This is a genomic window from Paenibacillus sp. Lou8.1, assembly GCF_024213565.1.
Taxonomy (GTDB): domain Bacteria; phylum Bacillota; class Bacilli; order Paenibacillales; family Paenibacillaceae; genus Paenibacillus; species Paenibacillus polymyxa_B.
Genome location: NZ_JANAVN010000011.1, coordinates 82885 through 109600 on the forward strand (window position 1 = coordinate 82885; position 26716 = coordinate 109600).

Consider the following 26716-nt stretch of genomic DNA (forward strand, 5'->3'; position numbering starts at 1 on the left):
AAAGTGGGAGGAACAAATTATGCAAACAACTTTTAGAATTACGGATGAAGACGGTATCCATGCACGTCCTGCAACTGCACTGGTAAATACAGCTAACAAATTCAGCGGTGCTGAATCTTTTGCCGAAGCTAACGGTAAAAAAGTAACTTTGAAATCCATTCTGGGTGTATTGTCTCTGGGTCTGGAACAAGGTGATACTATTAACATTATCTGCGAAGGCGCTGAAGCTGCCGAAGCACTGAAAGCTCTTGAAAATGTAATCGTTAACGAAGGGCTGGGCGAAGTTCATGCTTAAAATTTCCGGGATTGCCGCTTCGGCAGGCATAGCCATTGCCCGGGCGTTTATCTTGGAGCATCCGAATTACGCTGTAGAGAGACGCGCGGTTGGTGATGTTGAGGCTGAAATCGCGAGATTGGATGCGGCTTTGGTACAATCTCAAACCGAATTGGAATCGATTAAGGAGAAAACGCTTCAGGAGCTGGGAGAGAAAAAAGCAGAAATTTTTGCATCTCACCTGCTCATCCTGAATGATCCTGAATTGATCGATCCGGTTAAAGCTAAAATCAGAGACGAGCAGCTTAATGCTGACTATGCTTTGAATGAAGTAGCTACACAGTTCATTTCCATGTTTGAAAACATGAAAAGTGCCTATTTGCAAGAACGCGCATCGGACATGCGTGATGTAACCAAGCGGATCCTGAATCACCTGCTTGGTGTTCATTTTGTTAGTCCTGCAGAAATTGCCGAAGAAACGATTGTGCTTGCAGAAGATTTGACACCTTCCGACACAGCTCAGCTGAACCGTGAATTTGTTAAAGGTTTTGCAACGAACATCGGCGGACGTACTTCGCATTCGGCTATTATGGCTCGCTCACTTGAAATTCCTGCAGTTGTGGGAACGAAAAATATATTGTCTCAAGCTAAAAGCGGCGATTTGATTATCGTTGATGGTTTGGATGGTCACGTATTCGTGAACCCTACCGAAGAGATTGTTGCGGAATACCGTGCTAAACAGGTGGCATACGACAAGCAACGCGAAGAGTGGCGCAAGCTGCGCGGCGAAGCTACAGTTTCTGTCGATGGTGTCCATGTCGAACTGGCAGCCAATATTGGTACGCCTAATGATGTAGCTGGTGTTCTGGACAACGGTGGTGAAGGCGTTGGCTTGTACCGTACGGAGTTCTTGTACATGGGACGCGATAAGCTTCCATCCGAAGAAGTACAGTATACGGCGTACAAAACCGTTCTGGAAAGAATGGAAGGTAAGCCGGTTGTAGTCCGTACTTTGGATATCGGTGGCGACAAAGAACTTCCTTATCTGGACCTGCCGAAAGAAATGAATCCGTTCCTCGGATTCCGTGCTATTCGTCTGTGTCTGGATCGCCAGGATATTTTCCGCACTCAATTGCGTGCTTTGTTGCGTGCGAGTGTGCATGGTAACCTGCGCATCATGTTCCCGATGATTGCTACGCTGAACGAATTCCGTGAAGCTAAAGCTGTTTTGTTGGAAGAAAAGGAAAAGTTGGTAGCCGAGGGTGTATCCGTATCTGAAGAAATTCAGTTGGGCATCATGGTAGAAATTCCTTCTACAGCGGTATTGGCTGACCAATTCGCAAAAGAAGTGGATTTCTTCAGTATCGGTACAAACGATCTGATTCAATACACAATGGCAGCGGATCGCATGAACGAGCGAGTTTCTTACCTGTATCAACCATACAATCCATCCATTCTGCGTCTGGTGAAAATGGTTATTGATGCCGCTCACCGTGAAGGACGTTGGGTTGGTATGTGTGGTGAAATGGCAGGAGATACAACAGCAATTCCGTTGCTGCTGGGTCTTGGACTTGATGAGTTCAGTATGAGCGCAACTTCCATTCTGCCAGCACGTAGTCAAATCTCCAAGTTGTCCCGTGCGGACATGGAAAAACTGGCTACAAAAGCTCTAGACATGCAAACAGCAGAACAGGTTGTTGAATTGGTTCAAAGCATCGAAGGCTAAGGAAGGGTATTACATTTCAAAGGTTATATCTTTTTCCAACAAAAAATTGCTGTGTACATACAGCAGCCGGTATCTATTTAGATACCGGCTTTTTTGCATCCTTTAAGTAGAATTTGTTTTTAACTGCATGAGCAATTCAGTACAGGTTTGCGGGCTGCGGTAGTTTCGTCCAATCGTGTGACTGGAGTAGTATATGGTGCATTGAGCACCAGCTCAGGGTTCTCTTCTGCTTCCCGCGCAATATGAATCATAGTGTCGACAAAAGCATCAAGTGTTTCCTTACTTTCCGTCTCCGTGGGCTCGATCATGATGCACTCCTCTACATTCAGCGGGAAGTAAATTGTAGGCGGATGGTAGCCGAAATCAAGCAGCCGTTTGGCTACATCAAGCGTGCGCACTCCAAATTTTTTCAAGCCTCGCCCCGACATTACGAATTCGTGTTTGCAATGTCCAGGGTAGGGCAGGTCAAAATGTGGAGCGAGCCGATGCATCATGTAATTGGCATTGAGCACAGCGCATTCCGATACACGCTTTAAGCCATCAGGACCGTAGCTACGGATATAGGCGTAGGCACGAACGAGAATACCGAAGTTGCCGTAAAAGGCTTTAACCCGTCCAATAGAATCTCCCTGTTCCCGGTCCCAGTGGTACACCCCCTGCGGATCACGTACGACAAGCGGCTTGGGCAAATAAGGGATGAGCCGTTGCTTTACGCCGACAGGCCCAGCGCCGGGGCCGCCGCCTCCGTGAGGGGTACTCATCGTTTTGTGCAAATTGAGATGCACTACATCGAAGCCCATATCCCCGGGGCGGGTAATTCCCATGATGGCGTTGGAGTTCGCCCCGTCATAGTAGAGCAGACCACCCGCGTCATGCACGATGGCAGCAATGTCAGTGATTTGCTTCTCGAACAGCCCAAGCGTGTTCGGGTTGGTCAGCATGAGCGCAGCGGTGTCGTTGCCTACGGCTTGACGCAGCGCATCCAGATCCACCAGCCCCTCAGGGGTGGAGGGAAGGGTGACTGTTTCGAAGCCCGCGACGGTTGCGCTGGCGGGGTTCGTTCCGTGCGAGGAATCCGGCACGAGCACCTTGGTACGTCGCTCACCACGTGCTTCGTGGTATGAGCGAATCATCATCAGCCCGGTCCATTCGCCATGGGCGCCCGCGGCAGGCTGAAGTGTGACGGCATCCATGCCAGTTAACGCAGCCAAATCATTTTGGAGCGTATGCAGCAGCTCCATAGCACCCTGGATGCTCTCCTCGGGCTGATATGGATGGATTTTGGCGAAGCCTGTATATCGGGCGACATCCTCATTCACTTTCGGATTGTATTTCATCGTACAGGAGCCGAGCGGATAAAATCCGTTGTCCACGCCGAAATTGCGCCGGGACAAGGCGGTATAATGCCGAATAACGTCTACTTCGTATACCTCGGGTAATGCCGCAGGTTCACTGCGCAGCGCATAATCTGGCAAAAGCTCTGCCACCGGGCGACGGGGAACGTCGCACTCGGGAAGAGAATAGGCGATGCGACCCGGACGGCTCAATTCAAAAATGAGCGCTTGATCGTGTTCCTTCAACAGCCCTTGTTTCTGATCCTGTCCGGTGTGTATCATAGCAATCCCCCCAAGGTGTGTACAAATTGGTCAATCTCCTCTTTGGTTCTTTGCTCCGTCACGGCAATCAACATGTGACCAGCAAGTTCCTCATAGTCCCGGCCCAAATCGTAGCCAGCGATAAATCCAGCAGCTAGCAACTCAGTCTGGAGTTTGCTCATATCTGTACCCTCAGGCAGTCTAAGGGCAAATTCGTTAAAGGTCGGTGCGTTAAACGAGGCTGTTACGCCCTTCAAGCTCAGCAATTGCTCTAAAGCATAACGGCTTTTATGCAAATTTAGCTCGGCTACTTCCTTGATCCCCTGTCTACCCATGACAGACAAGTACACAGATGCAGATAAAGCTAGCAACGCTTGATTGGAGCAAATGTTAGACGTGGCCTTTTCGCGGCGGATATGCTGTTCCCGCGCTTGCAAGGTCAGCACGAAGCCGCGTTTACCGTTACGGTCAGTGGTCTGACCCACAATACGGCCGGGGATACGGCGCATATGTGCCTGAGAAACGGCAAAGTATCCACAGGTCGGACCGCCGAGAGAAGAGGAGATGCCAAGTGGCTGCGCATCTCCTACCACAATATCCGCGCCCTGTTTGCCGGGTGTCTCCAGCAAGCCAAGTGCCAGTGGGTTGGCGCTGACGACCAAAAGACCTTTGTGCGCATGGATGAGATCAGCCATCGGCTTCAGGTTTTCCACGGCTCCGAAAAAGTTGGGGCTTTGGACTAAAACAGCCGCGGTCTGTTCTGATACGGCCGCCGCTAACGCATTAGCATCCGTTACCCCGTCCGAACAGCCAATCTCCACGATGTCCAAATCCAATCCGCGTGCATAGGCTGCCAATACCTGACGTGCCTCCGGATGGACGGACCTTGATACGATAAGCTGTTTACGGCGGGTAGCTGCGGCGGACAGTGAGCCCGCTTCCGCCAGTGCAGTCGCTCCGTCGTACATGCTGGCATTAGCTACAGCCATGCCCGTCAATTCGCAAATATACGACTGAAATTCGAAAATGGCTTGTAGCTCGCCTTGGCTTACTTCCGGCTGATAGGGGGTGTAGGCTGTGTAGAATTCCGAGCGTGAAGTGATGTGCTGGATGACGGACGGAATATGATGATCATAGATTCCTGCGCCAAGAAAGCTGGCATGTGTGTCTGTATTGGCGTTGTGTCCGGCCAGCTCGGCCAAATGTCGGGTCAAGGCTCTCTCGTCGAGCCGAGAAGAAAGAGGGAGTTCCCCTTGATATCGAATGGCCTCAGGAATGTCACTGAATAAATCATCAATGGATGAAACGCCGACCACACGCAGCATTTCGATTTGATCCTGTTCAGTCATAGGGAGATAGCGATGCTGCTTCATAGGTTCTGGCTCCTTTCGAAAAGCAAAATTTAAATCGTAAATTAGCTAATAAAAAAGTGTGAGATGAAAACCCAGAAGTTCATATCTGACATGTTTGCTTTATTGAAATGAAGAGAGTTTAAGATCAGCGCGGGCGTTTATAAAAGGGTGCTGCCACCACCTCGGCACGCAGGCGTTTGCCACGAATCTCAACCTCCAGCGGTGTGGAGAGGGTGCTAAAACGACTGTCTACCAAGGCGAGGCCGAGATTACGCTTCAAGGTGGGCGACTGAGTCCCCGTTGTGACCTCACCGATGTGTTGTCCTTCTGCGAATACCGGGTAATGGGCGCGAGGGATACCGCGATCCATCATTTCCAGCCCGATCAATTTGCGAGGAATCCCTTGATCTTTCTGACGTTGCAGTGCTTCTCTACCGATAAAATCTCCTTTATTCAGCTTGACGAAGAAACCTAGACCGGCTTCGAGCGGTGAAATCGTGGCAGATAACTCCTGTCCGTACAGCGGCAACCGTGCCTCAAAGCGTAGGGTATCCCGAGCACCAAGTCCAGCGGGAATCAGCCCATACGACTCACCGGAACGAAGCAAACCCTCCCATACGGCTGGTGCTTCCGCGGCAGGTACGTAAAATTCAAAACCGTCTTCACCCGTATATCCGGTTCGTGAGACGAGTGCTTTTGCTCCGAACAATGGCACATTCTCATGGAAGCGAAAAGATGCCAGATTCGTAATGTCCGTATCTGCCACGGCTGCGGCAATACGTGCTGCTTCCGGTCCTTGCAACGCCAGCAATGCTATCGCATCAGACACATTCTCCATGTGAACGGATGCAGGCATATGGCGAATTAGCCAATCCCAATCCTTATCGATGTTAGAGGCGTTCACAACGAGCATGTAGCGCTCCGGTCCTTTGCAGTAAACAAGCAGGTCGTCTACTACCCCTCCATCGGGGTAACACAGGAGTGAATATTGTGCCTGACCTGGTTCCAACTGGCTGACATCATTCGTGGTCACCCTTTGCAGAAAAGCTTCGGCCTCTTTGCCTTCAACCAAAAATTCGCCCATATGCGATACATCGAATAAACCCGCACGTTGCCGGACGGCCTCATGCTCCTTTTGAATGCCGCTAAACTGAACGGGGAGCTCCCAGCCGCCAAAGTCAATACAACGAACCCCAGACTGCGTCCCGTAGGACGAATATAGCGGTGTTTTTCGCAAATTAGTCATTTTTCCACTCCTATCCGGTGTGATCGGCTAAACAAAAAAGACAGGCCGAAAAAAACGTATAGACGGCAGTCTACACTCTTTTTTCAGCTCTGTCCTTGATACCAGAAAGTTACCCCGGTATGTACCGGGTTTCCCCTTGGGTGATCCGCTCCAATAGCGAATGCTCTCCAGAGATGCGTCCGGCAGAGGTCCTTTTGCCTGAGAGATTCACCTGCAATGCAGGCTTACTCCTTCGGCGCTACCTTCGGGATCAACAGTATATTACCTGGCTTTGCAGATAACAACTTGATCCGATTCGCGTGCACTTATGTCTCATAAGCGGCAACAGCTATGCGAATCTTTTTGGCAGTCTCTCCCTCCGCGTTCATCCGCGTTTGCAGTTGTCGGGGTGTTTTCCAAAGCATTTGCTATAACCCATTAATACGCAAATTCATTCAAAATGTCAATAAAAATGTCATCAAAAACAATAGAAAAAACATTTAATATATAAATAAGGATATGTAAGCGTTTGTTATAAGTTATCATATTTTTATATAGTACGCCATATGAGGTCATATGAAGTATTTTTGTTAGTATTATTGACATGAGTGTTCCTGTTGTCATAATCTTAACCTGTCTAATACAGGTGAGCAAAAGCGATTTTATTCATATGGAAGTGAGGGGAACAGGATGGGTGAAGTAAAGCAGCAACTTTGGTATACAGACGAACATGAGTGGGTTCAGCGCACAGAGAATGGAACGTTGCGGATTGGTATTACAGACTTTGCACAGCATCAACTGGGTGATATTGTTTTTGTAGAATTACCTGAGGTGGGAGTAACGATTGAGCAGGGAGCGGAGATCGGTACGATTGAATCGGTGAAGACGGTATCCGACCTTTTTGCTCCGGTGACGGGAACCGTATTAAAAGTGAATGAAGCGCTGGAAAGTACGCCTGAGCTAGTGAATGAATCTCCCTATGAAAAAGGTTGGATGATCGAAGTAGAGATGGGTAAAGATGTGGAGGAAGCATTGGGCAAGCTACTGTCTGCGGATCAATACGAGCAGTTGATTTCCGATGAGCAGTAATGGAGCAATGTAGTATGGAATAAGAGTGTTATTTGTCTGCTCGATTTTTGTATACAACAGTCGCTATGATTTGACATAGCGGCTATTTTTTTGTCTTTTTTCAGACGTAATTACGTGTTTTATTCTGATGTAGAGGGTTGTCCCTATAGTAAGAATCATACATAATCCAGTACGGTTTTTCGACTAATTTCTATAGCTACAGGTCATATTAAGAAGAATTATGCAGGTATAATACCTTCTCGGATAATTTAAATTTAAATGTTGTCATCAACGTTCATGACGAAAGTACGTTTTCATTTCGTTGATGAAGATAGCGCTGTCATTTAGTATGAATTTTAAGAAAAGGTAGTGATGCTTACCTACAAGGAGGATTTGAATATGAGTACATTGGACGCAAAGCCAAGTTCAAAAGGAGGCACTCGTGTCGCCGTACAGCGTTTTGGCCGTTTTCTCAGCGGTATGGTTATGCCCAACATGGGAGCCTTTATCGCGTGGGGATTGATTACGGCACTCTTTATTCCGACCGGGTGGTTCCCGAACGAAGGTTTTGCACAACTGGTTGATCCGATGAAAAATTATTTGCTGCCGCTGCTGATTGGTTACACGGGAGGCACGATGATTCACGGACAACGTGGAGGTGTGATTGGTGCCATTATGACGATGGGTGTCATAGTGGGAGCCGATATCCCGATGTTCCTGGGCGCGATGGTCGCTGGTCCGCTGGCTGCGTGGATATTGAAGAAGTTCGACAAGGCCATTGAAGGCAAAGTCAGATCAGGCTTTGAAATGCTGGTCAATAATTTTTCGGCCGGGATTATCGGTGCCATTCTAGCACTGCTTGCCCATGTGGCGATCGGCCCGGTTGTACAAATGATCAGTCAAGTATTGTCGGCAGGGGTACAGTTCCTCGTGAACGCAGGGCTACTGCCGCTTGTCAACCTCATTATTGAGCCCGGAAAAGTATTATTTTTAAACAACGCGCTGAATCACGGAGTATTAAGCCCGATTGCGTTGGAGGAAGCTGCAAGAACAGGGAAATCCGTACTGTTCATGCTGGAATCCAACCCTGGGCCGGGGCTCGGTATTTTGCTGGCCTACTGCCTGTTCGGTAAAGGCTCTGCGAAGTCGTCGGCTCCTGGGGCAGTCATCATTCATTTTTTCGGCGGGATTCATGAAATTTATTTCCCTTATATTTTGATGAAGCCGATTTTGATTCTTGCTGCTATAGCTGGGGGCGTTGTGGGAACCTTCTGTTTCATGTTGACAGGTGCCGGACTGGTTGCTGCTCCTTCGCCGGGCAGCATCATCGCCTATTTTCTAATGACGCCAAAAGGCGGATATTTGCCAATGCTAAGCGGGGTGATCGCTGCTGCGGTTGTATCTTTTGCTGTTGCCGCAGTGTTACTCAAGACTGGTAAGCAACAAGAAGAGGGGCTGGAGGAAGCTGCATCCCGCCTGAAAGATATGAAAAATCAAAGCAAGAGTGCAAGTGCTAACGCCACTGTAATGGAAGATAACCACGAATCTGATCGTGCTGCAGAAATTGCTGCAGATCGAACGCTCAAGGATAAATCCGAAGTGAACAAAATCGTCTTTTCCTGTGATGCAGGTATGGGTTCAAGCGCTATGGGTGCCTCGATTTTACGCAAAAAAATGAAGCAGGCGGGTGTGGGCGTAACAGTTACGAATACGGCAATCAGTGAAATTCCACAGGATGCGGATATTGTCATTACGCAAAAAACGTTGACAGATCGGGCTAAAACAGTAGCTCCGAAAGCTGAGCACATTTCCATTGACAATTTTCTGAAGAGCCCTGAATACGAAGCGCTGGTTGAACGTCTGAAATCCGATTCTTAATCCCCATCGAAGTCAGGCGGACTGTATGCAATGTACGTCTCCTGCTGGAGGGATGAGCTTGGGAAGGAACGGTATGCGCTTATGAATATTACGAAACGACAACGTGACATCGTGGAATATCTTCTGGAGCAGTCCAAAGAGGTTACAGCCGGGGAAATTGCTACGAAGATCAATGTCAGCACAAGGACGGTTCATCGGGAACTGGGTGCAGTCGAGCATTGGCTGGCAGCTCATGAGGTGAAGCTGGAGAAAAAGTCAGGGATCGGTATCTGTATAGATGCTGATCCAGCTCAGCTTGTATGCCTGCGAAAACAATTGCTGCATACGAAGTCAGACGAATATTCGGCTGAGGAGAGAAAGATCGTGGTACTCTGCATGCTGCTGGATACACGGGAGCCGATCAAGCTGTTGGCGCTGGCTTCAGATCTGAAAGTCACGGTAACTACGGTCAGTCATGATCTAGACGAATTGCAGAGCTGGATTGGGAAACGTGGACTCATGCTTGTGCGCAGACGGGGGTACGGGGTCGAGATTACAGGGCGGGAGGCAGACAAAAGACGGGCGATTTCCGAGCTGGCTCTCGAATATCTGGATGAATCCGATCTGTTTTCAGCCCGGGAAGAACTTCGTCCTGTAACCCGTGTTGCCGACAAGTTGCTGGAGATGATTGGCAGAGATAACCTGCTAATCGTGGAAAAGGCCCTCTGGCAGCCCCATGAAAAATGGTTGGAAAACATGGTGGAAAGCAAATACATGGAGCTGCTGATTCAAATTTGCGTTTCGCTGGTACGTCTGCGACTCGGGTATGTTATAGATCCTCTTCTCTCGTATTTAAAAACAGATTCGGATGAAAATATCATGCTTCGCACAGCTATGGTGGAACGCATATGCACGGAGTTGTCAGAGGCGCTGGATATTGAATTTCCAGAGCCGGAACGATCTTATCTCAGGCTGCTATTTCGTGATGCCGAGGATCACTCTACCCGATTACTGCCGTTGGATGATCTCGTACTGTTGGAGTCGGTTCATGAGTTGATTCGTCGTGTGGAGGAAGAGACAGGCACGCCATTGAAAGAGGACCGTGTTCTGCGTGAAGGACTGATTGCCCATATGGCTCCGGTATTCAAACGTTTGAAGGAAGGCAGGTCGATTCGTAACCCTCTCCTTCAGCAAATCCGCAAGGATTACAGCAGCTTATTTGACTCAGTGAAAAAGGCTGCGGCGAGCATGACAGGAATGAAAGTGCCTGATGAAGAGATTGGATTTCTCGTCATGCATTTCGGCGCTTCGCTGGAGCGGCTGCGACAATTGCGTCGGGAGGTGAGGGCCATTGTAGTCTGCACGAGCGGCATTGGATCATCCAGACTTCTGGCAACAAGGCTCGCCAAAGAGCTCCCACAGATCAAAATTGTGGATAGGGCTTCATGGTACGAGGCGGCGCGGATTCCCAAGGAGGATTATGATCTGATCATTTCGACAGTAGAGCTACCGCTTGAACCAGATCGGTATCTTAAGATCAGTCCGCTGCTAACGCAGGAGGAGAGTGACCGTCTACGTCATTTCATCCAGCATATTACACTCCATCATCTCAATGATCATCAGCAGGAACAGGCCGTTCAGCCTGGCCAGGATATGGAGTGGCTTACCGGTCTGCGGAAAAGTCTTGAGGAAATTGTACACATTGTACAGCAATTTCAAGTGTGTCCGCTGGAAAATCAAGGGATGGATATGGCGGCGACCGTAGAGGCGATATGCATGCTGGAGGCGGGGCGGAGGAATGTCACAGAGCCTTCTGTGGTTGCTGCACAACTCATGGAAAGAGAGCGCCAAGGTAGTCAGGTGATCTCTGATACCTCCATTGCTTTAGTTCATACACGCAGCCACTATATTCCCAAGCCTTCGCTTACCTTGTATAAGCTGGCAGAGCCGCTGTTGGCGGATACAGGTGAACAGGTAGAATGCGTGCTGCTCATGTTGGGGCCTCGTGAGCTGCCGAGAGAAAGCTTGGAGGTATTGAGCGAGATTAGTGCATTACTCTTGCAGGAAGACATGGTTACGCTACTGGAACACGGTAGCAGGGATCATATTGTCAATTATATATCGAGTGAGCTGGCTGAATTTTTCCACAGTAAATTAGGGACAGGGAGGAACCTACCGTGAGTATTATGACGATAGACAAAGTAAAAATGAACGCAACCGCCAAAGACAAATATGAGGCGATTCGTATGGCTGGACAAATCCTGCTGGATGCGGGACATATTTCAAGTGAGTACATTGACAAGATGCTGGAACGCGAGGAGATCGTGTCTACCTACATCGGGAATGGGCTGGCTATTCCACATGGCACCAAGGAATCCAAGACGCTTATTCAATCCACAGGCATCTCCATCGTTCAGTTCCCGCAAGGCGTAGATTTTGGGGAAGAGAAAGCATATATGGTGATCGGCATTGCAGCACAAGGCGGCGATCATATGGAGATTTTGACGAGTATCGCTGTGGTGTGTGCGGAGGAAGAAAATATGGATAAACTCCGCAACGCGGTGACCCCACAGGAAATTATAGATCTGTTCGAAAGTGAGCTGGAGCTATGAGAGCCGTCCACTTTGGAGCAGGAAATATCGGTCGCGGCTTTATCGGATTAATTCTGTCGCGTGCAGGCTATGAGGTTGTCTTTTCAGATGTCAACGACACCCTTGTATCCGAGTTACGCCGTCGTAAACAATATACCGTAGAGTTAGCCAATGATACAAAGGATACGGAGCTGGTCACGAATGTAACGGCGATTGACGGCAGAGATGCATCCGCTGTAGCGGATGCGGTAGACCATGCTGATCTGGTAACGACCGCGGTAGGGGTTAGCATCCTCAGGCATATTGCAGCAGGTATTGCCGAGGGAATAGCGCGGCGGGTGGAGCGAGGGGCAGGCCCGCTGCATGTGATTGCTTGCGAAAATGCAATCGGAGGCAGCGCCCAACTGAAAGAGCATGTTTTTGCGCTACTGGATGAGGCGACTCGTGCCAAGGCAGAGGCTTCGGTATATTTCCCCAATGCTGCTGTAGACCGGATTGTGCCGATCCAACACCACGAGGACCCGTTACATGTGCAGGTAGAGCCTTTTTACGAGTGGGTGGTGGATCGTTCACAAATGGCACCTGAGCATGAAGAAATCGAAGGCATCCTGTACGTGCAGGATCTAGAGCCTTACATTGAACGAAAGCTGTTCACGGTGAATACGGGGCATTGCGTGGCAGCCTATCTTGGTTATACCGCAGGTTATGCTACCATCCAGGAGGCCATGAAGGATAGCAAGGTGGTGGATTCGATACAAGGGTCACTGGAGGAGACAGGAGCAGTGCTTGTGAAGCGCTTCGGTTTGGATCAAGGGGAGCATAAGAAGTACATCTCTAAAATTTTGGATCGCTTCCGCAATCCTAATCTGACAGACGATGTTACTCGGGTCGGACGTTCACCGTTGCGCAAGCTGTCTCCCAATGATCGTCTTGTACGTCCCGCGCTCCAAGCGCAGGAGTATGGCATCCCTACGGATCATCTGGCGTTAGGAATGGCTGCTGCCTGTAAATTTGATATTACGGAAGACCCCGAGGCAGTCGAGCTTCAGCAGGTGATTCGTAGCGAAGGACTGGGTGCGGCGCTGACGCGTTATACTTCCATAACCGCAGACCACCCGTTACATCGGCAGGTATTGGAGCAATATGATATTATAAATTCATAAAACAACGAATTATCAACATCTACTTTCCGTAATCCTCTTGAAGACAAAGCATCCACATCAACACTAACGTGTTCTGTAGGGATGTGCTTCAAGAGGATTTTTATATGCGTGATTTACATCACATAACAACCTGCTTAAATTGTTTATATTGATAATGATTATCATTATCTATGAAATGAAATCATTACTATTATAATTATTAGGGAGGATTATAGTGAAACCGATCTATATTACCTTAGGGTTTTTATTTTTGGCGCTTGGAGTTATTGGTGTAGTGCTACCGTTGCTACCGACTACACCGTTTCTGCTGCTAGCGACCTTTTTCTTTATGCGGGGGTCCGAAAGGATTCACCAGTGGTTTTCGAATACCTCTCTGTACCAAAAGCATCTAGAGAGTTTTGTTCAAACAAGATCGTTGAAGCTGTCTATGAAAATCACGACATTGGGCTTAGCGTCAGCGATGCTGATTACAGGCTTTATTTTCACGCCTAATGTGTGGGGGAAAGCGCTCATCGTCTTGGTCATCCTTTTTAAATATTATTACTTTATATTCCGCATCGGAACAATAAGAAATGCTGCAGCAGAAATAACGCCTTCATGTTCATCTGAACCTATACCTACACCTACTCCTAAAAAAAGGTCTAAAATGGTCGATAGCCGTCTGCTCGGTCTAGTGGAACATTCTCGGAAATATATCGTCTTGGGTGTGCTTGTGCAGTGGATCGGTCTTTTGGGGAGTATAGCCGCTGTGTTGTCTATGGCCTTTGTTATGCAGCAGGCATGGGAAGGACAAGTGACTCGCAAGCTGATTCTATCTATGACGGTCATTGTTATTGCTGCTATTGCAGTTCGCTGCCTGAGCAATTATGCAGCCAGTATGTTATCCTGTCGTGCTTCGGTAAATGCTAAAAAAACGCTGCGCTCGCAAATTTACGGCAAGTTGCTGAAGATGGGACCCGCATATACAGATCATACCTCCACCTCGGGGGTTATTCAGGTTGCTGTAGAAGGGGTAGAGCAGCTTGAAACCTATTTCGGTAGATATATGCCCCAGCTATTTTACAGTCTGCTTGCCCCCGTCACGTTATTCATCACTCTCTCTTTTGTCAGCTTCAAAGCAGCCATTATACTATTGATCTGCGTTCCCTTAATTCCAGTGTCGATCATTGTCATTATGAGGATGGCTAAAAAGTTGTTTCGGAAATATTGGGGCAGTTACGTCAATCTGGGCCACAGCTTTTTGGAGAATGTACAAGGTCTGACTACGCTCAAAATGTACGGAACAGACCAGGATAAACATCAGGAAATGAACACAGCAGCTGAGGACTTTCGCAAAATGACGATGAAAGTGCTGACTATGCAGCTTAACTCCGTGGCCATTATGGATCTTATCGCATTTGGTGGTGCTGCTGCGGGTGTACTGGTCGCGATAAGTGAATATTCTTCAGGTCATATTGGCTTGGCAGGAGCGATCATCATTGTTTTGCTGTCAGCAGAGTTTTTCATTCCTCTGCGTTTGCTGGGTTCTTACTTCCATATCGCCATGAACGGAATGGCAGCAAGTGACAAAATATTTCAAATGTTGAGTACAGAGGATCTTATACAAGGACAAGAAAGCATAGAAAACACAGATATTCGACTGAAACAGGTGAGTTTCGCCTACGACGAAAGAGATACCTTACGAAATATATCCATGGATATTCCCCAGGGCAGCTTGGTTTCAATTGTTGGGGAATCAGGCTCTGGTAAAAGTACGGTAGCCGGATTGATCGTTGGGCATCACGAGGGGTATCGAGGAAGTCTGACGATTGGAGGAACCGAGCTTACCGATATTTCGGAAGAAAGCCGCATGCGTCACATGACCTGGATTGGTTTTAACAGCTACATTTTTAAAGGCACAGTGGAAGCAAATTTAAAAATGGGCAATGAGCACGCGGATGAGCAACAAATGCTGGAAGCTTTGCGACAAGTGAAGCTGTATGATTTTATCCTTTCAGAAGGAGGACTGGAAGCAGAACTGGAGGAGCAGGGGGCAAATCTGTCAGGAGGACAGCGCCAACGGCTAGCACTGGCCAGAGCATTGCTGCATGATAGTCGTGTGTACATTTTTGACGAAGCCACCTCTAACATTGACAGTGAGAGTGAGGAAGGCATTATGGAGGTAATACATGCGCTGGCAGGTCAAAAAACAGTGATTCTTATCTCTCATAGACTGGAAAATGTAGTTCAATCCGACTGTATCTATGTGCTGCAAAACGGATTGGTGGCAGAATCCGGAACGCATCATGAACTGTTGAACCAGCAAGGGCACTATGCGGATATGTATCTCAGTCAACACCGGGTAGAGCAGTTTGCAAAAGGAGGGGCTGTATATGCGTAGACACGGATTACGGATCATGGGCCAATTATTGGTATTGGCGGGACCTCTTTTACCTGTACTGCTCATCACGATTGTGACAGGAGTGCTTGGTTTTATTTGTGCTATTGGCATTATAGTGTATGGAGCCCTTGCTCTGCTTACAGCAACGGGCATCACGACAGGCTACACCATGTCGTTTTTGCTGACGTCGATCGTGGTTTTTGCCGTACTGCGCGGCGTATTCCGTTATGGCGAGCAAATGAGTGGTCATTATCTCGCTTTCAAGCTACTGGCTGTACTGCGTGACAAGGTGCTTCAAGCCCTGCGCAGACTCGCTCCAGCCAAATTGGAAGGCAAGGACAAGGGGAATCTGATATCACTCATTACGAGTGATATTGAGCTGCTGGAAGTATTTTATGCGCATACGATAGCGCCTGTAATGATCGGCATCATCACTTCACTGCTCATGGTATTTTTTATCGGTTCTTATGAGCCTCTATTAGGCTGGCTCGCTGCGCTTGCTTACCTAACTGTCGGTTTATTTATTCCCTTATTCACGTCACGTATGGTCAAACGTCAGGGGATGGAATACCGAAGCAGCTTTGGCAAGCTGAGCAGTTATTTTTTGGACAGCTTACGGGGGATGAAGGAAATTGTGCAATATGGACAAGGAGAACAACGTTTGAATGAGATTAACCGTCGTACGGATCAATTGGATGACAAGCAGAAGGACTTGAAGCATCATGAAGGCATCACAAGAGCGATCACAGATGCGGCTGTAGTTGGATTCTCATTCTTGATGCTGCTGGCTGGATTGTACGGTATGTCTAATGGTCAGGTTGACTTTACAGGTATGCTAATTTCTGTCATTGCACTGTTTAGTTCATTTGGTCCGGTCGTCGCACTGAGCAACTTGTCCAACAATTTGCTTCAAACGCTGGCGAGCGGGGAACGAGTGTTGAGTCTATTGGAGGAAACCCCGGAGGTTGAGGAAAATATCGAAGGGATGAGTGTTGCCTTTACTGGGGCACGAGTAGACAAGGTGACTTTTGCATACGATGGTCAAACGGTGCTGAATGATGTAAGTCTTACGATACCGCATAAGCGGATTTTAGGCATTCAGGGTAAAAGCGGCTCTGGCAAGTCTACACTGCTAAAGTTGCTGATGCGATTTAGGGACCCGCAGCAAGGTGAAATTTTGCTATCCGGACACGATTTGAAGGAAATTGGGACCCGACATTTGAGAGGCTTACAGAGCTATGTAGACCAGCATACGTTCCTGTTTGATGATTCAATTGCAGCTAATATCAAAATCGGAAAGCCTGATGCTACACATGAGCAGGTGGTGGAAGCAGCACGTAAGGCATCCGTGCACGATTTTATTATGACCTTGCCTCAAGGGTATGACAGCCGAGTTGGAGAATTGGGGGACAGGCTGTCCGGTGGAGAACGTCAACGCTTGGGGCTGGCCAGAGCCTTTGTCCATAATGCGCCTCTCTTACTGCTCGACGAGCCTACCAGCAATTTGGACAGCCTGAACGAGGCAATTATTTTAAAATCGTTAAAGGAACAGCAGCAAGATAAAACGATTGTCCTTGTTTCGCACCGAAGTTCTACCATGCGGATTGCAGACGATATTTTTGAAATGGATAACCGTAGATTGTCCTGACTTTTCTAACTATTGTTATACCTTAAGGGCAAAAGCTGTAGCCTGTTCATAGTTTTGTCATAAAATGGAGTGTGCGTTGAAATGGAAGCGTCATCCTTATTTAAATCATCCAGCTTTTCAAACTTGTCTTATTTTGATAGCCTATTAGGTGAAGATTTTACAAAATCCTGAGGTATATTGACAAGTCATAAACATCATAAATGATGGATGAACAGAGGCTGTAAGCCGATGTACAGAAATGGGTGGTGAACAGGAATGTCAGATTTCAATCAGCTCAATGAGCTTGAGCACACAACATATCCCATATATGAAGGCTATGATTTGGGTCTTACTTATACGCCTGCGGGCAGCAAGTTCAAGGTATGGGCACCGACTGCGCAGCAGGTCCATATAGCGTTGTATAACGATGCGGGGGTGTACGATCAGGAGGGGAACGTTCAGGAGCACAGCGGTGGTCAGGAATTTCTCATGAGCCGTGGTGATCAAGGTGTATGGTCTATAGAGCTGGAAGGGGACTGGAACAAATATTATTACATGTACAGGCTGGAGTGGGCGGACAACACCATTCATTATGCTGCCGATCCATATGCCACAGGGGTATCAGCCAACGGGCAGCGTACAGCGATCATTGATTTGGCTCAAACCAACCCGGACGGATGGGAATTGGATGCGGGGCCTACCCTTAAGCGGCCGACAGATGCCATTCTCTATGAGCTTCATGTGCGTGATTTTTCGATGGATACCCATTTTAATACGGGGAAAAAAGACTTATCTGCTGCTCAGGGACGGTTTGAGGCCTTTACGTATACGGGATTGAAGGATACTGAGGGGAACAGCATCGGGCTGGATCATCTGCTGGAGCTGGGCATTACACATGTTCATTTGCTTCCAGTGGCTGATTTTCATACGGTGAATGACTTTGCAGAATTAGAAACTGAATATAACTGGGGCTATGATCCGCAGCATTATAATGTGCCGGAGGGGTCTTATTCTTCCAATCCGGCTGATCCGGAGACACGCATACGAGAGCTGAAACTGCTGGTACAGTCTTTGCATACTGTCGGCATCGGTGTCATTATGGACGTCGTGTACAACCATACTTATTCGGTGGAACAGGGGCCATTTGAGCCTATTGTACCTGGATATTATTACCGCACGGATGAGCAAGGGCAGCTCACCAATGGATCAGGTGTAGGGAATGAGGTGGCAACCGAACGTCCGATGGTGCGCAAGTATATCAAGGATTCACTACGCTATTGGGCAGAGGAATATCATATAGACGGCTTTCGATTTGATCTGATGGGGCTGATTGATACACCGACCGTAGAGCAGCTTACCCAGGAGCTTCGCTCTGAAGTGCGTCCCGATCTGCTGATCTATGGTGAGCCTTGGACGGGAGGAGAATCTCCGCAACCCTTGCTTACGCTAAAAGGAACGCAACGCGACAAAGGCTTTGCCGTTTTTAACGACAACTACCGTTCTGCTATTAAGGGAGATAGCGACGGTACTGGGAGCGGGTTTGCCACGGGGGCAGAACATCAGGAGGAGCAGGTGCTCAAAGGTGCTTTTGGGGCTATTCATGATTTCACAGCTCAGCCATCGGAGACCGTCAATTATGTAACTGCCCACGATAATCTCAATCTGTGGGATAAAATTTTGACGGTAAGACATTTGCGGGAGCACTGTCGTTTTCCACAATGGGAGCAGGGGAAGCCACAGGATGGGAGGACACCGGAACAAGCTGTTGCCGAAGCAGACCCGTATTGGGAACTGGATGAAGATAACTTGCTAGAGAACGAAACCGTACGCAAGTCCCTGTTGGCTAACGGTATGGTACTCACATCGCAAGGCATTCCTTTTATTCATGCAGGGGATGAACTGCTGCGCTCCAAATATGGAGACCATAATAGCTACCGAAGCCCAGATGTGGTGAATGCCATCCATTGGCATAACAAGGCGAGGTTTCGCCCAGTGTTTGATTACTACCAAGGTTTAATTGCTTTGCGGCGCAACCACCCGGCATTCCGAATGGACCATCGTGAGCTGGTGGAGCAGCATATGGAAGTGCTGCAAAGCAATGGGCATGTGGTGGCTTTTGCTTTGAGGCACCATGCTAACGGCGATGCCTGGAATCATATTGTGGTGATTTATAACGGCTCGGATACAGAGCAAACGATATTATTGCCTGCGGAATCGGATCGTTGGCATGTGGTCGTGGACGCACACGGGGCTGGTAATGAGACACGGTATGAAGTGGTAGGCCATCGTGTGACTGTATCGCGCTGGTCGATGATGGTGTTATATGATCAGGAAGAACCTGCACGAGTCTCCTTTTTGACTGAACAAGATCAGGTTAATCGTCAGGCGGAGAACGAATTGGAAGACTCGGATGAGGGAACAGATCAAGAAATTGCAGGTACAGCTATGACGTTGACAGATGTGCAGCTTGGAAACGATAGGGAAGTCGCTCCATTTCGCACGATTGAACTGATATACGAGCGTGCAGATCGGCAATACACTGGCTGGAACGTATGGGTATGGGGAACTGGGCACCGCGACGGACATGTTGAATTTCGTGATTTGGATGACGGTCGTGCAATAGCGCGTATTCAGGTGTCTCCTGATATACAGCGAATTGGCTACATTGTCCGGCTTAATCACTGGGATGCCAAGGATGTTGAGGCAGATCGCTATATTGATATAAACCTGAACCAGTCTGTGATGCAGGTATTGATTCATAGTGGCAGAGAAGAATATTTGCTACTGGTAAATGATAATCGGGCCGGATAGACTTGTATGCTTGGTCGCTATATATACGAAAGTAGCATTTTTCGATTATTTCGAGAAATGCTATTTTTTTATGTAAACGTGTGTCAGTTTCAGAAAAAAGGGGTAAAATAGAATTATGGACTTGTTTAGTTTTGCCAGCTTGCTGGCTTATATCCTGTAGTACGACTGGTAAACAGGCAAGATTCTTGGAGGAAAATCATTTGTAAGGTAACCTGAAGGAGGTTGTATATCATGAGTTCTAATGGAGGAAGTATTCAACTGACCGCCCAGCCGAGAACAGAGAAGAAGGGTTCGGCTATTCGTGAATTGAGGTTAAAAGGACGGATTCCAGCTGTGGTTTACGGCTCTGAGCTTGAAGGAACCCCTGTACATGTCGATGCCAAGGAATTTAATAAAGTAGTCAAAACCGGACGTTCAGAGGTGTTCAACCTCACTGTAGAGGGTGGAGAAACCATTCCGGTTATTATTAAAGATTATCAACAGCGTGACAACCAATGGCTGCATGCCGATTTTTTGAAAATTGCCAAAAACAAACCGCTTCGCGTGCGTGTTTCTATTGATTATCAGGGTACACCTGTAGGTACAAAAACAGGCGGTATTCTGCAAGTTCAGGAAACGGAAGTTGAAGTCGAAGGCCTTCCTGCTGATTTACCATCTACCATTGAGGTGGATGTATCCGCACTGGATGTTGGCGACAAGCTGAGCGCTAGCGACTTGAAGCTCCCTAAAGGAGTAACACTGCACGTCCCTGAAGAAGAACTGCTTGCTTCTATTATCGTTCCGCGTGCAGTTGAAGTAGAAAATGCTGCTGTGGAAGGTGATGCAGCGGCAACTGAAGGCGCTGAAGAGGCTTCCGAAAACAAGGAATCCTAATGTTTTCAGTTGGTTTATGAATCTTTTTCAATTGCAGAAGATCATCCAAAAGGTATTCAAAATCGCTCCCTGCTAGGGGGCGATTTTTTGCATTCATTTATTTACACTTACATACTCTTTCTCTTTAAAAAGTTGTCCTGTTGTGATTTGGTGTTTAAAAGGGAATGTGGTGTTCGTACGATTTTCATTCAATACGCGTTCTGATATGACGATATATATAGTATGGTATTTACATTTTTATTTTATAAATACCTAATATATATCTAAGGAGCGCGTACACAATCATGGACAGAACGAATGAATTGTTGTGGCAAAGAAACAAATTGGTGATCATTATTTTTTGGATTATGACCTTGAGCAGCACCATCCCGGCATTATCTAATCCATCGGTGTGGGTGTCTAGTGGTGTAGGATTTGTAGTCGCCGCAGTTTTGACGATTCTGAATATGAAAAAGAAAGGAATCCGCCTTATTCCTTGGATTATTACGTTGTATAGCGTATTAATATGTATATTTGTGAACTTATCTAGCGTGGAAGCAATGACTACGATCTTTATTTGCTCATTGTTGTTGCTCTACCCATCTTACCGATATTTTTTGATAGCAATGGTCTTAAATCTGTGTAATATTTTTATACAAATTACCATCGGTACACCAGCAACTCCCACGGCTACCGGTCCTTTGCGTTATGTGCACGAGTTTATTATTGTTTTACTGATTGGTTTGCTATTGTTAGTGGTATCGGTGTTAAATCAAAAGCAGTTTAAGAAAACGGAAGAGCAAAATAAACATATGGATGCCACAAGGCAACGTATTGAATTTTTGTTTGAACAAGTGAGACAGGCTGTAGCTGGATTGCATAGCTTCACAGAACGATTCAGGCATCAAGTGGATGCTACGGGCAGCGTGACGAATGAAGTCGCCATCGGGTTTCAGGAGGTTGCCAAAGGGGTAGAAATGCAAGCTTCGAATATCACTGAGGTAACGGATAACTTGGCTCAGTCTGACCAGCACGTGCGCGAGGTTGCCGATCATTCCCGAGAATTGAAGCAGCTCTCCGAAGATACGAAAAGTGCCGGGAGCAGAGGGAGCAATCAACTGCTTGCATTAACGTCTCAAATTAAGGATTTGGGTTTGGTTATGAGTCGTACCAAAGAAGAGTTGGACGAGTTTAAAACACAAAGTGATAATATGTCTGCCATGCTCAAAGATATTACTCAAATCTCGAAACAAACCAATTTGCTGTCCTTGAATGCATCCATTGAGGCTGCCAGAGCGGGAGAGCATGGAAAAGGATTTGCCATCGTGGCTGGCGAAGTGCGTAATTTGGCTGAAATGGTAGGGAATACCTCGGTGGCAATGGAAGGTATTTTAACCCAACTGAGAACTCAGATGGATTCTGTCGTAAGCCAATTTGACTTGGGACAGCAAAGACTACAACAGAGTATGGAATCGGCCCATTCGACCGAAATTGTACTGGAGGATATCCTGCAAAATGCCAATAAAGTGCTGCTGCAGGCCGTGGAGGTGGAAGCCAGTACGAATAGTATGCAGCAATTCTCATCTCAGGTCGTTCAAGAGATGGAGGAGTTTTCAAGCGTTACAGAACAAGCGAGTGCAGCGTCAGAGCAAATTTTGGCTGGAGTAGAGGAGCAACGAAATATAACCTCCAATATGGTGACAGGGTTTAATGAGCTGGAGACGTTGATTATCCAGTTAAAAGAACTGGTACATGATCAGAAGGAGGACAACATTCCTACCGAAATCAGCAAAAGCAAATAACCGAAATGCTTCATTATCGGACTAGAGATCCGGGGAGTATCGCTATCAAGCGGTACTCTCCGGTTTTTTACTGCGTTTGAAGAAGAGAAATGAAGAGGGGATTTCTAGAAGCTATAATTAGATGGAAGTTGATGGTATAATTTATGGCAGTTTAAATGCTTTGAAATTAAGGGGGAATAAATTCTTATGGAGCTTAAATATTTGTTGATCGGCGTGTTGAGCCTATTGGGTAGCGGAGTGATTTATACGATGGAGCGCTTTATATCGGTCATTCAATGGGCTGCGAATTCCGTACCTGTTAAATTAAATAGTTCGGGCATCTCTATGTCAGAACCTGATATGCCGAGTTTTGTTGATAATATATTTGTTATTATTTTATTCGTATGTGGCTTGATGATACTTGGGTATGGTGTGTATGAACGACGTACACGATAACACAACCTATGTAGGCATATCCGTTTTTATTTGGGAGGAACGCAGGTGAACGCCTTGTTGGAAATGCTGATGCAGCTATTTGAGCGCGCAGCGTTGTTACTGATTTGTTTGTTTTTTATTACACGTATCCCACGATTTAAGGAAACCTTGCAAAAGAACAGTCATTCCCCGGCAGAGCTAACCTTACTAACGTTGATTTTTTGCATGTTTGCACTGTTCGGTACGTACACCGGGATTGAAGTCGAAGGTTCGCTGGTTAACGTTCGAATCATTGCAATTATGGCGGGCGGTATTTTGTTTGGACCCTGGGTTGGGATCGTTACAGGTATTGTATCAGGTATCCATCGTTATCTAATTGATATCGGGGGAGTGACCTCGATTCCGTGTCTGATTACAAGTATTCTGGCAGGTGTGGTGTCAGGATATATCGGTCGCCGGGTTAATCGTTCCAAGAGATGGCTGGTCGGTATCGCCGCAGGTATGGTCTGTGAAGCGTTGACGATGCTGCTCATTCTGGTGATGGCACAACCCCATGGCCTTGGTGTGGACATCGTTTCCAAGATCGGTCTACCGATGATTATCGGAGAAGTCAGTATCGGTTTAATCGTTCTGTTGATCCAGAGTGTGGAGGGGGAAAAGGAGAATATCGCGGCCAGACAGGCCAAGCTGGCACTGGATATTGCCAATAAGACGTTGCCTTATTTTCGCTCCATTAATGCGGAATCCTTGCATACCATTTGTTCGATCATAAAAGAAGATATCAAGGCAGACGCGGTAGCGATTACCGATACCAGAGATGTGCTGGCCTATGTCGGTTTTGGCGAAGAGCGTTATCACATCGGAGATGAGATTATTAGCGATGTGACTAAATCGACGATCCGCAGCGGTAAAATCACGATACGCAACCATATCGCTGACGACAAAACGCCCCAAATCCAGTCTCTGCTCATTATCCCGTTAGAGGAGCGGGGAGAAGTAACCGGAACCCTGAAGATTTACTACCGCAAAGCTTATAAAATCACGTATCCGTTGCAAACGATGGCGATTGGCTTGTCTCAAATCATTTCCACGTTAATGGAAGTGTCGCGTGTGGAGCAAATTAAGGAAGCGGCGAATAAAGCCGAGCTAAAGGCGCTCCAAACGAAAATTAATCCCCATTTTCTGTTTAACGCGCTGAACGCCATTGCCTCTACGACACGCACCAAGCCGGATAAGGCACGAGAGCTGATCATTAATTTATCGGGCTACCTTCGCTATAATTTGGAGCTGAATGATGATTTGATCGAAATTCATAAAGAGCTTCAGCAGGTATCTGATTATGTGGAAATTGAGAAAGCACGCTTCGGCAACCGGCTTCAGGTAGAGTATGTAATGGATGAGGTGTCTGTGCGTATTCCAAGTCTTATTATCCAGCCCCTGGTTGAGAATGCGATTAATCATGGAATCCTCAAGAAAAAGGGGTCAGGTACAGTAACTATTTCTGTAAAGGATCGTGGAGAAAAGGTGCGTATTTCTGTGGCGGATACCGGGGTAGGTATACGCGATGATGTTGTGGATAACCTCTATCATGATCGGGTTCCGGCTAAACAGATCGGCTTGTACAATGTGCACAGACGGCTCAAGCTTATGTACGGCGAGGGAGTTATTATTCTAAAGCATGAGCCGGGCACCGAAGTTTATTTTGACATACCAAAGGAGAAATCATGAAGGCCATAATTGTAGAAGACGAGCTTCCGGCACGTGAAGAGCTGGAGTATCTTATTCAGACTCATAGCAACATTGAGGTGACTGATAGTTTCGAGGATGGGCTAGATGTGTTTCGGTTTCTGCAAGATCAGGAGACGGACGCGATCTTTCTGGACATTAACATTCCTTCATTGGACGGGATGCTACTGGCACAGAACATTAGCAAATTTGCCAAAAAGCCCTATATTATTTTTACGACCGCCTATAAAGAACATGCGGCGCAGGCTTTTGAACTGGAGGCGTTCGATTACATCCTCAAACCATATGATGAAAAACGGATCGCATCTATGCTGCGTAAGCTGGAAAATGCTTATGAGCAGCAGAACGTTCCAATACAGGAGCCTGTCCAGACGGCGCAACCCCGAGCTGCCGAAGCCAGCACCGTTGCTGCGCCAGGTCGTATTAATCTGCTGAAAAATGACAAAATCATCGTAACGGATGCAAACGATATTTACTATGCGTGTGCGCAGGAAAAGGTGACCCGTGTCTTTACAAGACACGAAGAATATACGATGCCCATGAGCATTTCGGAATTTCATGCCCGGCTGCCGCAGCAGGACTTTTTCCGCTGTCACCGATCGTACACGGTGAATCTGTCGCAGATCCGTGAAATTGTACCTTGGTTTAATCATACGTATCTCTTGCGTTTGCGTGGACTAGAAGCTGAAATTCCGGTAAGCCGTAGCAAGGCCAAGGAATTTCGGCAAATTATGCGACTTTAAAGGCATTTCATTCCGCTATATGTGCATTTCATTCCTCAAACGATTTCTGGCTGACATGCAGCGTTATAATAACCCATGTAGAGAGAATCCTTACCGTCTTGCTCCTCCACAGGCGCAAAGCGTACTGGATTCCCGGTTATCATGATAACAAATTGACGCTGTAGAGCCGGAATGAAAAGAGGAGATTGAAATGAAAACAAACAGCGGAAATCGTTGGCTTGTCGTACTTGGAACAATAATTGTCCAGATGGGATTAGGAACCATTTACACATGGAGTTTATTTAATCAACCGTTGGTGGACCGCTTTGGCTGGAACCTCAGTTCGGTTGCCATTACATTTTCAATTACCAGTTTTGCACTGGCGTTTGCTACATTATTCGCAGGCAAACTACAGGATAAATGGGGGTTACGTCGTCTGATTTTGTGTGCAGGTGTCGTGTTAGGAGCCGGTCTCATGCTCAGTTCGCAGGTAACATCGCTGTCCCTGCTTTACATTTTGGCGGGTATTGTCGTAGGTTTTGCGGATGGAACGGCATATATTACATCACTGTCGAATCTGATTAAATGGTTTCCTGAGAAAAAAGGACTTATTTCCGGTATTTCGGTTGGGGCATATGGAACAGGCAGCCTTATATTCAAGTATATTAATGGTTCGTTGATTCAGTCCGTTGGCGTATCACAAGCGTTTTTATATTGGGGAATGATCGTGCTGATTATGATTGTGGGTGGTTCCTTCCTGGTAAGAGAAGCTGTAGTCGTGAACAAGCCTTCGGTACAAAATGGGGTTGTACAGCGAGATTACACCGTCAAAGAAATGCTGCGCACCAAGCAGGCATATCTGTTGTTCGTAATGTTCTTTACCGCTTGTATGAGTGGTCTCTACCTGATTGGGGTCGTCAAAGATATCGGCGTACGGATGGCCGGCCTAGATGTAGCAACAGCTGCTAACGCGGTCGCTATGGTCGCTATTTTCAACACGGCGGGCCGGATCATACTGGGTGCGCTATCGGATAAAGTAGGTCGTCTGAAAGTAGTAGCGGGTGCGTTGCTGACAACGGCGGTCGCAGTCACAGTGCTGAGTCTGGTACCGCTGAATTTTGGTTTATTCTTTGCCTGTGTAGCAGGAATTGCTTTTTGCTTCGGCGGCAACATTACAGTCTTTCCTGCCATTGTAGCTGATTTCTTCGGTCTGAAAAATCAAAGCAAAAACTATGGTATTGTGTATCAAGGCTTTGGCCTCGGTGCGCTGGCGGGGTCATTTATTGCAGCCTTGCTCGGTGGATTCATCCCGACCTTTACCACGATTGCTGTGCTGTGTGTCGTATCGTTCCTAATTGCCCTCACCATTCGCACTCCAGAACAAGGCAAAGGCAAACTGCGCAGTGAACGGAAGAAAAATACCAACAGTGTGCGCAGCATGAAGCCTGGAACGAAACTGGGTTAAACGATTTGAGAAAAAAGAACCAGATGAATGCCAAAAGACCTGTCAT

19 protein-coding genes and 1 riboswitch are annotated in these 26716 nt (G+C 47.2%); of the genes, 16 read left to right on the forward strand and 3 right to left on the reverse strand.

Annotated elements, in window-relative coordinates:
• Positions 1-19: 19 nt before the first annotated feature.
• Both NLX78_RS16805 and ptsP read left to right on the forward strand, forming a co-directional pair.
• The gene (locus NLX78_RS16805; RefSeq protein WP_013372579.1) at positions 20-295 is read left to right on the forward strand and encodes an HPr family phosphocarrier protein; all 276 of its coding nucleotides are present in this window, start codon (positions 20-22) and stop codon (positions 293-295) included.
• A complete protein-coding gene (ptsP, locus tag NLX78_RS16810) occupies positions 288-2000 on the forward strand; it encodes a phosphoenolpyruvate--protein phosphotransferase (protein WP_103049341.1) in 1713 nt (570 codons plus the stop codon). The genes NLX78_RS16805 and ptsP overlap by 8 nt, the downstream gene beginning before the upstream one ends.
• Positions 2001-2119: 119 nt before the next feature.
• Here ptsP and gcvPB read toward each other — a convergent pair whose 3' ends face one another.
• From gcvPB to gcvT, 3 genes are all read right to left on the reverse strand, one after another.
• Positions 2120-3616, reverse strand: coding sequence for an aminomethyl-transferring glycine dehydrogenase subunit GcvPB (gene gcvPB, locus NLX78_RS16815; protein ID WP_302057415.1), 1497 nt, complete (start codon positions 3614-3616; stop codon positions 2120-2122).
• Positions 3613-4968 carry an aminomethyl-transferring glycine dehydrogenase subunit GcvPA gene (gcvPA, locus tag NLX78_RS16820; RefSeq protein WP_254351020.1) on the reverse strand — a complete coding sequence of 452 codons (1356 nt, stop codon included), beginning with the start codon at positions 4966-4968 and terminating at the stop codon, positions 3613-3615. Before gcvPA ends, gcvPB begins: the two co-directional genes overlap by 4 nt.
• Positions 4969-5092: 124 nt before the next feature.
• Positions 5093-6193, reverse strand: a complete 1101-nt coding sequence (gene gcvT, locus NLX78_RS16825; RefSeq protein ID WP_254351021.1) for a glycine cleavage system aminomethyltransferase GcvT — start codon at positions 6191-6193, stop codon at positions 5093-5095.
• A 176-nt stretch (positions 6194-6369) separates the two neighbouring features.
• Positions 6370-6468: riboswitch (glycine riboswitch) on the reverse strand.
• Between the two features lie 394 nt (positions 6469-6862).
• Here gcvT and gcvH point away from each other — a divergent pair.
• The 14 genes from gcvH (at position 6863) to NLX78_RS16895 (ending at position 26670) form a co-directional block, all read left to right on the forward strand.
• Complete coding sequence (gene gcvH / locus NLX78_RS16830; RefSeq protein WP_250266479.1) at positions 6863-7261, forward strand: glycine cleavage system protein GcvH; 399 nt, start codon at positions 6863-6865, stop codon at positions 7259-7261.
• Between the two features lie 378 nt (positions 7262-7639).
• Positions 7640-9118 carry a PTS mannitol transporter subunit IIBC gene (locus NLX78_RS16835; RefSeq protein ID WP_069290173.1) on the forward strand — a complete coding sequence of 493 codons (1479 nt, stop codon included), beginning with the start codon at positions 7640-7642 and terminating at the stop codon, positions 9116-9118.
• Between the two features lie 81 nt (positions 9119-9199).
• Positions 9200-11278 carry a BglG family transcription antiterminator gene (locus tag NLX78_RS16840; protein ID WP_254351025.1) on the forward strand — a complete coding sequence of 693 codons (2079 nt, stop codon included), beginning with the start codon at positions 9200-9202 and terminating at the stop codon, positions 11276-11278.
• Entirely contained in the window at positions 11275-11709 is a 435-nt protein-coding gene (locus NLX78_RS16845; RefSeq protein WP_235308869.1) for a PTS mannitol transporter subunit IIA, read from the forward strand. Before NLX78_RS16840 ends, NLX78_RS16845 begins: the two co-directional genes overlap by 4 nt.
• Positions 11706-12851, forward strand: a complete 1146-nt coding sequence (locus NLX78_RS16850) for a mannitol-1-phosphate 5-dehydrogenase (protein ID WP_235308871.1) — start codon at positions 11706-11708, stop codon at positions 12849-12851. The genes NLX78_RS16845 and NLX78_RS16850 overlap by 4 nt, the downstream gene beginning before the upstream one ends.
• Before the next feature lie 214 nt (positions 12852-13065).
• Positions 13066-15231, forward strand: coding sequence for a DUF454 family protein (locus tag NLX78_RS26745; protein ID WP_254351026.1), 2166 nt, complete (start codon positions 13066-13068; stop codon positions 15229-15231).
• The gene (locus NLX78_RS16860; RefSeq protein WP_254351027.1) at positions 15224-16879 is read left to right on the forward strand and encodes an amino acid ABC transporter ATP-binding/permease protein; all 1656 of its coding nucleotides are present in this window, start codon (positions 15224-15226) and stop codon (positions 16877-16879) included. Before NLX78_RS26745 ends, NLX78_RS16860 begins: the two co-directional genes overlap by 8 nt.
• A 255-nt stretch (positions 16880-17134) precedes the next feature.
• The gene (gene pulA / locus NLX78_RS16865; protein WP_254351030.1) at positions 17135-19669 is read left to right on the forward strand and encodes a type I pullulanase; all 2535 of its coding nucleotides are present in this window, start codon (positions 17135-17137) and stop codon (positions 19667-19669) included.
• A gap of 231 nt (positions 19670-19900) precedes the next feature.
• A complete protein-coding gene (locus NLX78_RS16870) occupies positions 19901-20542 on the forward strand; it encodes a 50S ribosomal protein L25 (RefSeq protein WP_235308880.1) in 642 nt (213 codons plus the stop codon).
• 284 nt (positions 20543-20826) lie between these two features.
• The gene (locus tag NLX78_RS16875) at positions 20827-22323 is read left to right on the forward strand and encodes a methyl-accepting chemotaxis protein (RefSeq protein ID WP_254351031.1); all 1497 of its coding nucleotides are present in this window, start codon (positions 20827-20829) and stop codon (positions 22321-22323) included.
• Positions 22324-22509: 186 nt separating this feature from the next.
• A complete protein-coding gene (locus tag NLX78_RS16880) occupies positions 22510-22758 on the forward strand; it encodes a hypothetical protein (RefSeq protein WP_039272912.1) in 249 nt (82 codons plus the stop codon).
• A 45-nt stretch (positions 22759-22803) separates the two neighbouring features.
• Positions 22804-24465 carry a sensor histidine kinase gene (locus tag NLX78_RS16885; protein ID WP_172828267.1) on the forward strand — a complete coding sequence of 554 codons (1662 nt, stop codon included), beginning with the start codon at positions 22804-22806 and terminating at the stop codon, positions 24463-24465.
• Entirely contained in the window at positions 24462-25226 is a 765-nt protein-coding gene (locus NLX78_RS16890) for a LytR/AlgR family response regulator transcription factor (RefSeq protein ID WP_013311480.1), read from the forward strand. The genes NLX78_RS16885 and NLX78_RS16890 overlap by 4 nt, the downstream gene beginning before the upstream one ends.
• A 190-nt stretch (positions 25227-25416) precedes the next feature.
• On the forward strand, positions 25417-26670 hold the full coding sequence (locus NLX78_RS16895; RefSeq protein WP_235308887.1) for an L-lactate MFS transporter: 1254 nt from the start codon (positions 25417-25419) through the stop codon (positions 26668-26670).
• The last annotated feature ends 46 nt before the right edge of the window (positions 26671-26716 follow it).

Coding starts and splice junctions, on each gene's coding strand:
- gcvT (WP_254351021.1), bottom strand. CDS start 6,193: ATGACTAATTTGCGAAAAACACCGCTATATTCGTCCTACGGGACGCAG.
- ptsP (WP_103049341.1), top strand. CDS start 288: ATGCTTAAAATTTCCGGGATTGCCGCTTCGGCAGGCATAGCCATTGCC.
- NLX78_RS16880 (WP_039272912.1), top strand. CDS start 22,510: ATGGAGCTTAAATATTTGTTGATCGGCGTGTTGAGCCTATTGGGTAGC.
- NLX78_RS16870 (WP_235308880.1), top strand. CDS start 19,901: ATGAGTTCTAATGGAGGAAGTATTCAACTGACCGCCCAGCCGAGAACA.
- NLX78_RS16805 (WP_013372579.1), top strand. CDS start 20: ATGCAAACAACTTTTAGAATTACGGATGAAGACGGTATCCATGCACGT.
- NLX78_RS16860 (WP_254351027.1), top strand. CDS start 15,224: ATGCGTAGACACGGATTACGGATCATGGGCCAATTATTGGTATTGGCG.
- gcvPA (WP_254351020.1), bottom strand. CDS start 4,968: ATGAAGCAGCATCGCTATCTCCCTATGACTGAACAGGATCAAATCGAA.
- NLX78_RS16850 (WP_235308871.1), top strand. CDS start 11,706: ATGAGAGCCGTCCACTTTGGAGCAGGAAATATCGGTCGCGGCTTTATC.
- NLX78_RS16875 (WP_254351031.1), top strand. CDS start 20,827: ATGGACAGAACGAATGAATTGTTGTGGCAAAGAAACAAATTGGTGATC.
- NLX78_RS16840 (WP_254351025.1), top strand. CDS start 9,200: ATGAATATTACGAAACGACAACGTGACATCGTGGAATATCTTCTGGAG.
- NLX78_RS16835 (WP_069290173.1), top strand. CDS start 7,640: ATGAGTACATTGGACGCAAAGCCAAGTTCAAAAGGAGGCACTCGTGTC.
- gcvPB (WP_302057415.1), bottom strand. CDS start 3,616: ATGATACACACCGGACAGGATCAGAAACAAGGGCTGTTGAAGGAACAC.
- NLX78_RS16895 (WP_235308887.1), top strand. CDS start 25,417: ATGAAAACAAACAGCGGAAATCGTTGGCTTGTCGTACTTGGAACAATA.
- pulA (WP_254351030.1), top strand. CDS start 17,135: ATGTCAGATTTCAATCAGCTCAATGAGCTTGAGCACACAACATATCCC.
- NLX78_RS16890 (WP_013311480.1), top strand. CDS start 24,462: ATGAAGGCCATAATTGTAGAAGACGAGCTTCCGGCACGTGAAGAGCTG.
- gcvH (WP_250266479.1), top strand. CDS start 6,863: ATGGGTGAAGTAAAGCAGCAACTTTGGTATACAGACGAACATGAGTGG.